This is a genomic window from Rhodoplanes roseus, from assembly GCF_003258865.1.
Taxonomy (GTDB): Bacteria; Pseudomonadota; Alphaproteobacteria; order Rhizobiales; family Xanthobacteraceae; genus Rhodoplanes; species Rhodoplanes roseus.
The window spans coordinates 1-7,901 of the sequence record NZ_NPEX01000267.1 but is presented as its reverse complement, the minus strand read 5'-3'; the positions used below and the strand labels follow the sequence as shown (position 1 = coordinate 7,901).

Genomic DNA, 7,901 nt, shown 5'->3' with positions numbered 1-7,901 from the left:
CGGCCCGACCGACGCGGTCGGCCGCATGGTGGCGGAGCGCATGCGGGCCGAGCTCGGCCAGTCGGTCGTGCTCGACAATGTCAGCGGCGCCGCCGGCAGCATCGGGCTCGGCCGCGTCGCCCGCGCCCCGGCGGACGGCTACACGATCGAAGTCGGCAACTGGAGCGCCCATGTCGTCAACGGCGCCATCTACACGCTGCCCTACGACCTGCGGACCAGCTTCGAGCCGATCGCGCTCCTGGCCCGCGCCCCGCAGGTCGTGCTGTCCAGCAAGGCGGTGCCGGCGACCGACCTCGCGAGCCTGATCGCCTGGATCAAGAGCCGGGACGGCAAGGTGGCGATCGGCACGGCCGGGATCGGCAGCCCGCCCCATGTCGCGGCCGCGTTCTTCCTGAGCATGACGGGCACCCAGGCCCAGCTCGTGCCCTATCGGGGCGCCGCGCCGGCCGTGCAGGATCTCGTCTCCGGCCAGATCGACCTGGTGTTCACGGATCCGACCAGCGCCGTGCCGCTGGTCCGGGCCGGCTCGATCAAGGCCTATGCGGTGTCGGCGCCCGAGCGGCTGCCCGGCGTGCCGGAGATCCCGAGCGCCGACGAGGCCGGCCTGCGGGGCTTCCACGTCGCCACCTGGAACGCCATGTTCGCGCCGAAGGGGACGCCCAAGCCGATCGTCGACAAGCTCAACGCGGCGGCCGTGGCGGCGCTGGCCGATCCGGCCCTGAAGACCCGGTTCACCGAGCTCGGCCAGACGATCCCGCCGCGCGACCAGCAGACCCCGGAGGCGCTCGGCGCCCTGGTGCAGGCCGACATCGACAAGTGGTGGCCGATCATCCGGGCCGCCGGCATCCGGGCCGACTGACCGCAGCCCCGCAGGCGAGCCGACCGACCATGGATCCCGTGCCGATCACGCTCGCCTGCTGGGACTACGACCGCACCCTGCCGATCCTCCGCGGCCTCGTGCCGATCGAAGGATGCGCCGTGCACGGCACCGTGCTGACGCCCCAGGAGGCGTTCGTGCGGGCCTTCACCGGGGCGGAGTTCGACGTCTCGGAGCTGTCGCTGAGCCGCCAGGCCCAGGCGGTGGCGCGCGGGACGAACGCCTATGTGGCGATCCCGGCCTTTCCGTCGCGCGCCTTCCGGCACGCCTCGCTCTATGTGCGGGCCGACCGCGGCATCGCGGCGCCGCAGGACCTGCGCGGCCGCCGCATCGGCCTGGTCAACTTCGACGACACCGCCGCCGTGGTGATTCGCGGGCTGCTGGAGGACGTCTACGGCGTCGCCCGCGCCGACGTCACCTGGGTAGTCGGCGACCTCGACCGCCCGCGCCGCGACGGCATCGCGGTGCCGGCGCTGTCGGCGGCCGTGCCGGTCGAGGCGTCGGCGCCCGGCGACACGCTCGACCGCCAGCTCGTCGAGGGCCGCATCGACGGGCTGATCGGCCTGGTGCCGCCGCCCTGCTTCCAGGCCCGCGACCCCGTCGTCCGCCGCCTCTTTCCCGACTGGGCCCGCGAGGAGCGCGCCTACTGGGCGGCGACCGGGCTGTTCCCGGTCATGCATGTGGTCGGGATCCGCCGCAGCCTGGCGGAGCAGCATCCCTGGCTGCCGAAGAGCGTGTTCGCCGCCTTCGCGGCGGCCAAGGACCTGGCGATGGCGGATCTGGCCATGCTCCAGGCCCCGAAGACGTCGCTGCCCTGGCTGGTCGCCGCGTACGAGGACACCCGGGCCCTGATGGGCGACGACTTCTGGGCTTATGGGATCGAGGCCAACCGCGCCGTCCTGGCGGCGACGCTGCGGCACCTGCGCCAGGACGGGCTGCTGGCCCGCGACCTCGTCGTCGAGGAGCTGTTTCCGCTCCCGGTCTGACCGGCCGGCAGGGCTGCGGGTGAGCGGCAGGATCCGCCGTCGACCCGGCTTGACCGGGCGGGCCGTCCTCCCTATGGTCCCGCCGCAACGCGCATCGACACGGCCTCGGGCCGCCGGTGCGCTTCTTTTTCAATCCGATCCCAGCCTTGCCGGGCCTGAACACCCGGCCGTGGTCGGGATCGTTTTCGCATCCACCCGTGGCTCGACCCACGGCGTGCCGAGGACGTGCCATGAAGATCCGCAACTCGCTGAAGTCGCTGCGCGGGCGCCACCGGGACAACCGTCTGGTCCGTCGCAAGGGCCGGGTCTATGTCATCAACAAGACCCAGCGCCGCTTCAAGGCCCGCCAGGGCTGACGTGCCGGCGGCCGCCTCGCGCGGCCGTGACCGGAGCGATCGGCGCCCGCCCTTGTCGGCGACGCCGGAACCGACCTAGACTGGCCCGATGAGCCGTCGACGATCGGAATCCGGACTTCGTATCCCTGCAGGCAGATCGGCAGCCGCGGCCCGCGCCGCCGGCTGCTTTTTGGCGTTCGGGCTACTGGCCGCCACCTTGGCGGTCGCTTGGCCGGCCGGTCCCGCCGCCGCCCAAGACGCCGACTGGGTCGAGCCACCCGCCGCCTTGCCGAAGGTGCCGCGCGGCGATCCGACCCGCAATCTCGACACGCTGTTCGGCGCCCTGAAGGTGGCGCCCGACGACACCACGGCCAAGGCGGTCGAGGACCGCATCTGGGCGGTGTGGCTCGCCTCCGGCAGCGACACCGTCAACCTGCTGATGGTCCGCACCAAGGCGGCCATCGACAAGGACGATCGCAGGCTGGCGATCCGGCTGCTCGACGCCATCGTCGAGATCCGGCCCGACTATGTCGAGGGCTGGAACCGCCGCGCCACCGTGTTCTTCCTCGAGAAGGACTATGCCAGCGCGCTCGCCGACCTGCGCCAGGTGGTTCGCCGCGAGCCGCGCCATTTCGGCGCGCTGGCCGGCCTCGGCGCCATCATGCAGGAGCTCGGCGACGACAAGAACGCGCTGGCCGCCTTCCGCCAGGCGCTCGACGTCAATCCGCGCCTCAAGGGCATGGCCGACAAGGTCAAGACCCTCACCGACAAGGTCGAAGGCCGCCCGATCTGAGGGGCGGGTGCGCCGAACCCCATGTCCCCGTCACCCTGAGGTGGCCGCGCGAACCGCGCGGCCCTCGAAGGGCGACGGCCCGGACCGTGGCCGCATCCTTCGAGGCCCGGCTGCGCCGGGCGCCTCAGGATGAGGTTCGCGCAACGAGCGACTGGCCGTCACGCGGCAGCTTGTTCACTCCGCCGCCTTCGGCCCCACATAGGCGATGCGGATCATGTTGGTGGCGCCGGGGATGCCGAGCGGCATGCCGGCGACGATGATGATGCGGTCGCCGGAGCGGGCGAAGCCCTGGGCGAAGGCGGTGCGCGACGCCCGCTCGACCATGTCGTCGGGATCGCGGGCGTCGGCGTCGACGACGGCGTGGACGCCCCACACCAGCGCCAGCTTGCGGCCGGTGGAGAGGTTCGGCGAGATCGCCACCACGGGCACGGCCGGCCGCTCGCGCGCCACCCGGAACGCGGTGGCGCCGGACGAGGTCCACGACACCACGGCGGCGAGGTCGAGCGTCTCGGCCATCTGGCGGGCCGCCGCCGCGATGGCGTCGGCGCCGGTGCGCTCGGGCGGCGCCCGGAACGCCTGGATGGCGGTCGGAAACGTCGGATCGCGGTCCACCTCTTCGGCGATCCGGTTCATCGTCGTCACCGCCTCGAACGGATACTGGCCGGAGGCCGATTCGGCCGACAGCATCACGGCGTCGGCGCCCTCGAAGATCGCGGTGGCGACGTCCGACACCTCGGCCCGGGTCGGCACCGGGCTGGAGATCATCGATTCGAGCATCTGGGTGGCGACCACCACGGGCTTGCCGGCCCGCCGCGCCGCCCGGGTGATCTGCTTCTGAAGACCCGGCACCTTCTCGACCGGCATCTCCACGCCGAGATCGCCGCGCGCCACCATCAGCGCGTCGGCGGCGTCGAGGATGTCGGCCAGATCCTTGATGGCCTGCGGCTTCTCGATCTTGGCCAGGAGCCCGGCGCGGCCCCGCGTGATTTTTCGCGCGGCGGCCAGATCTTCGGCGCGCTGGATGAACGACATGGCGATCCAGTCGGCGCCGGCATCCAGCGCCGCCTCGAGGTCGCGATGGTCCTTCTCGGTCAGGGCCGGGAACGCGATGGTGGTGTCGGGCAGGCTGAGGCCCTTGCGGGCGGTGAGCCGGCCGCCGACCTCGACCCGGGTGACGCAGCGATCCGCCGTCGCCTCGACCACGGTCAGGCGCAGCTTGCCGTCGTCGAGCAGCAGGCAGTGGCCGGGCTCCAGCGCCGCCAGCACCTCGGGATGCGGGACATGCACCCGCTCGACCGTACCGGGCGTCGGATCCGCGTCGAGCACGAAGGTGGCGCCGCGGTCGAGCGTCACGCCGTCGCCCGCGAAGGCGCCGATGCGCAGCTTCGGCCCCTGCAGGTCGGCCAGGATCCCGACCGGCCGGCCGAGCTCGTCCTCGACGTCGCGGATCATGCGCACCATCTCGCGCATGCGCTCCGGCGTGGTGTGGCTCATGTTGATGCGGAACACGTCGGCGCCGGCCTCGAACAGGCGGGTGATCGCCGCCTGGTCGGAGCTCGCCGGGCCGAGGGTGGCGACGATCTTCACGCGCCGCTTGCGTCTCATCGGGAGGGGCTTCCGGGGAATTGCGGTGGGGTGGACGGACGGCCGGAGCCGGGCGGGACCGCCATCACGGGCGGCGCTCCCGGCGGAGGCCCCGGCATGCCGGGGGGGCGCTGCGAGGACTGCTCGTTGGAATCGGTGAGCTGCACGGTCCAGGCCTGCTGCTCGCCGGTGTCGACCTCGAAGAAGCCGGTCCGGTCGTAGCCGCGGGCGAGGCAGTCCTCGGTGCCCCGGATGGTGAATTCCTTGTCGCGCGTGCACATGAAAGCCTGACCCGACCACTCTCCCCCGCGGTCGTAGTCTACGGCGTAAATGTAATAGTATCGTGCGACCAGCGTGCCGCGGAGCAGGGTCTCGCAGGTGCGGGCCGGCAGGTTCCACCAGCCCTCGGTCGCCCAGCCGTCGCCGTCCTTGTAGCCGACCGCGATGCCGACCCGCCCGCTGGTGTTGTTGCAGAGGCGAAAATCAGCGGCTGCCGGCAGGCTGCCCCACAGGACGAGCACGGCCGCGGCGGCGGCCGTCGCGGCCGCCCGCCTCAGATGTCGCAACGTGCTGGTATCGATGTCCGTGCCTGTCGCCATTCAGGATCAGCGTCGCCCCCGCCGGGCCGATCACCGGTCGACCAGAATGGCCCGGAAATCGTTGATGTTGGTGCAGGTCGGCCCGGGGCGCAACAGATCGCCGAGCCGCTCGAAGAAGCCGGTCGAGTCGTTGTCGGCAAGAAACGCGGCGGGATCGAGGCCGAGCGCCCTGGCCCGGGCCAGCGTGGTGTCGTCCACGAAGGCGCCGGCCGGGTCGTCGGCCTTGCCGCCGCCACCGTCGATTCCGTCCGTGTCGGCCGCCAGCGCGGCGATTCCGGGCATGCCGTCGAGCGCGGCGGCGAGCGCCAGCACGTATTCCTGGTTCGGCCCGCCGCGGCCCTTTCCACGCAACGTGACGGTCAATTCACCGCCCGACAGGATCACGGCGCGGCGGTTCTGGGCGGCGAACTCCTTGGCGATGGCGGCGTGCTGGGCCGCGACGGTGCGGGCCTCGCCCTCCAGCCGGTCGCCGAGCAGCAGGCAATCCAGCCCCTGGGCCCGGACCTTGGCCTCGACCTGCTCGAAGGCGTCCTGCGGCCGGGCGACGATGCGGTAGTCGAGATCCGCGAAGGCCGGATCGCCCGGCTTCGGCGTCTCGTTGGCGGGATTGTCCAGCGCCGCCTTGATCTCGTCCGGGATGTCGAGCCCGTAGCGCGCCACGATGGCGCGCGCGTCGGCGAGGGTCGAGGGATCCGGCACGGTCGGGCCGGATCCGATCACGCTCGGATCGTCGCCGGGCACGTCCGAGATGGCGAGCGTGACGATGCGGGCCGGATGGGCGCGCGCCGCGAGCCGGCCGCCCTTGAGGCGCGACAGGTGCTTCCGCACCGTGTTGATCTCGCCGATATTGGCGCCGCAGCGCAGCAGCTGGCGCGTCACCGCCTGCTTGGCGGCGAGCGAGATGCCCTCCGCCGGCGCGATCCAGTTGGCCGAGGCGCCGCCCGAGACCAGCACCAGGACGAGATCGTCGGCGCCGGCCGCGTCGGCGAGCGCCAGCGTCTTCTCGGCGCCGGCGAGACCGGCCGCGTCGGGCACCGGGTGCCCGGCCTCGACCACCTCGATGACCCGGCCCGGACGGCCGTGACCGTGGCGCGTCACCGCGATCCCGGTCAGACGCGACTTCGGCAGCCGCAGCTTGTCGAGATAGTGCGCCTCCACGGCCTCGACGGTCGCCCCCGCCGCCTTGCCGGCCGCCAGCACGACGATGCGGCCCGTCTCGGGAGGTGCGGGCAGCTCGGGCGGCAGGCAGGTCGACGGATGCGCGGCCGCTACGGCCGCCTCGTACAGCTTCGTCAGAAGATCGCGGGTCGAGCTCATTGCAACCTCGGATGTCGCGGGTCTGGCAGCGCCTTGGCACCGTTGGCGTTATAGAGGGTGGCGCGCGGATTTCATCCAGGAGAAGTACGGCCGCGCGCGGCACGCCCGGCATGCGGGCCGTGCACGACTGGCGCCCCCGCGGCCGCGGCCCTATCTTCCGGACGACCCGGAGGACCCCCGATGAGCAGCGCCCCGACCGACGGCAAGACCATCGACGCCAATCCCATCGACGCGATCGACCCGCAGACCCGCACCGAGCTCGAGGCGGCGGTGTTCCGGCGCCTGGTGGAGCATCTGCGTGGCCGCACCGACGTGCAGAACATCGACCTGATGAATCTCGCCGGCTTCTGCCGCAACTGCCTGTCCAACTGGCTCAAGGACGCGGCCGACCAGCAGGGCGTGCCGCTGTCCAAGGAGGCCAGCCGCGAGGTCGTCTACGGCATGCCCTACGAGGAGTGGAAGGCGAAGCACCAGCGCGAGGCGACGACCGACCAGAAGGACGCCTTCGCCAAATCCCGGGTCCACGGCTGACCGGAGCCGGAAACCGCAGGCCGGCGCGGGTTTTCGGGTCACGCCGCGAATATTTTCGTCGCAGCGTGTGGATCATGTGGATCGCGCCGGCGGCGCCCTGCCCTCGCCTTGACGCCCGTGCAGAATTGGCCCGTATGCAGGCCAACCCCTTCGTTTCCGCCGAGGACCACCCATGCCCGCCACCGCAGCCGCCGCCGACGACCGTGCCGAGAAGAATCGCGCGACGCGGTTCGCGCAGGACCAGCTGAAGGCCTTCGTCGAGCGCATCGAGAAGCTGGAAGAGGAAAAGAAGGCGATCGCCGACGACATCAAGGACGTGTTCGCCGAGGCCAAGGGCAACGGCTACGACACCAAGGCGCTGCGCGCCGTGATCCGCCTGCGCAAGCAGGACAAGGACGAGCGCGCCGAGCACGAGGCGATCCTGGAGACCTACAAGGCCGCCCTCGGCATGATGTGACGACGGAAGCGGCGCCCGCCCCGGCGGGTCGCGTCGGATACGAAAACGCCCGGCTCAGGCCGGGCGTTTTCGTATCCGGTCCGAAGAATCCTCGCGGAACGCGCCGCGCCGTCCCTCAATGCAGCGAGGCGGTGCGGCGGAACGTGACGGTGGCCAGGAACACCACGGCGCCGCCGCTGAAGCGGTCGCTGGCGAGCCCCGGATAAGGCTCGTGGGCGAAGGCCATCACCACCGAGCCGATCGGCTTGCCCATCAGGCTGCGCAGCTCCGCATAGTCCGGGTCGCCGTAGGACGAGACCGTCATCGAGGTGTGCAGGCTCGGCGCCAGCATCACGGCGCGCAGCCAGGGATCGTCGAAGCGCATGCCGGGCTTCACCGGGACGACGGCGGCGGTCGCGGTCGGGCGCGGCGTCGTCACGGGC

Annotated in this window: 9 protein-coding genes and 1 pseudogene; 6 read left to right on the top strand and 4 right to left on the bottom strand. The window is 72.0% G+C overall.

Going from position 1 to position 7,901, the window contains the following annotated elements; translation table 11 throughout:
- The 4 genes from CH341_RS25315 to CH341_RS25300 all read left to right on the top strand — a co-directional run.
- Positions 1 to 859, top strand: an 859-nt coding sequence (locus tag CH341_RS25315; RefSeq protein ID WP_146604620.1) for a tripartite tricarboxylate transporter substrate-binding protein, incomplete at its 5' end; no start/stop codon positions are given.
- Between the two features lie 29 nt (positions 860 to 888).
- A complete protein-coding gene (locus CH341_RS25310) occupies positions 889 to 1,863 on the top strand; it encodes a substrate-binding domain-containing protein (protein ID WP_146604619.1) in 975 nt (324 codons plus the stop codon).
- Between the two features lie 230 nt (positions 1,864 to 2,093).
- Positions 2,094 to 2,219 carry a type B 50S ribosomal protein L36 gene (ykgO, locus tag CH341_RS25305; RefSeq protein WP_111421746.1) on the top strand — a complete coding sequence of 42 codons (126 nt, stop codon included), beginning with the start codon at positions 2,094 to 2,096 and terminating at the stop codon, positions 2,217 to 2,219.
- A 196-nt stretch (positions 2,220 to 2,415) separates the two neighbouring features.
- A complete protein-coding gene (locus tag CH341_RS25300) occupies positions 2,416 to 2,991 on the top strand; it encodes a tetratricopeptide repeat protein (RefSeq protein ID WP_170149798.1) in 576 nt (191 codons plus the stop codon).
- Positions 2,992 to 3,165: 174 nt separating this feature from the next.
- Here CH341_RS25300 and pyk read toward each other — a convergent pair whose 3' ends face one another.
- Genes pyk through CH341_RS25285 form a run of 3 tightly spaced genes read right to left on the bottom strand, consistent with a single transcriptional unit; the run spans position 3,166 to position 6,491 of the window.
- Positions 3,166 to 4,596, bottom strand: a complete 1,431-nt coding sequence (pyk, locus tag CH341_RS25295) for a pyruvate kinase (protein WP_111421744.1) — start codon at positions 4,594 to 4,596, stop codon at positions 3,166 to 3,168.
- Entirely contained in the window at positions 4,593 to 5,174 is a 582-nt protein-coding gene (locus CH341_RS25290; RefSeq protein ID WP_111421743.1) for a DUF1036 domain-containing protein, read from the bottom strand. The genes pyk and CH341_RS25290 overlap by 4 nt, the downstream gene beginning before the upstream one ends.
- 30 nt (positions 5,175 to 5,204) lie before the next feature.
- Complete coding sequence (locus CH341_RS25285; protein ID WP_111421742.1) at positions 5,205 to 6,491, bottom strand: glycerate kinase type-2 family protein; 1,287 nt, start codon at positions 6,489 to 6,491, stop codon at positions 5,205 to 5,207.
- A 180-nt stretch (positions 6,492 to 6,671) separates the two neighbouring features.
- Between CH341_RS25285 and CH341_RS25280 the strand changes: the two genes are divergently transcribed.
- Complete coding sequence (locus tag CH341_RS25280; RefSeq protein ID WP_170149797.1) at positions 6,672 to 7,022, top strand: DUF1244 domain-containing protein; 351 nt, start codon at positions 6,672 to 6,674, stop codon at positions 7,020 to 7,022.
- A 172-nt stretch (positions 7,023 to 7,194) separates the two neighbouring features.
- Positions 7,195 to 7,479 carry a DUF2312 domain-containing protein gene (locus tag CH341_RS25275; RefSeq protein ID WP_111421741.1) on the top strand — a complete coding sequence of 95 codons (285 nt, stop codon included), beginning with the start codon at positions 7,195 to 7,197 and terminating at the stop codon, positions 7,477 to 7,479.
- A 115-nt stretch (positions 7,480 to 7,594) separates the two neighbouring features.
- Here CH341_RS25275 and CH341_RS34425 read toward each other — a convergent pair.
- Positions 7,595 to 7,901: pseudogene (locus CH341_RS34425) on the bottom strand (DUF882 domain-containing protein); the annotation flags it as partial.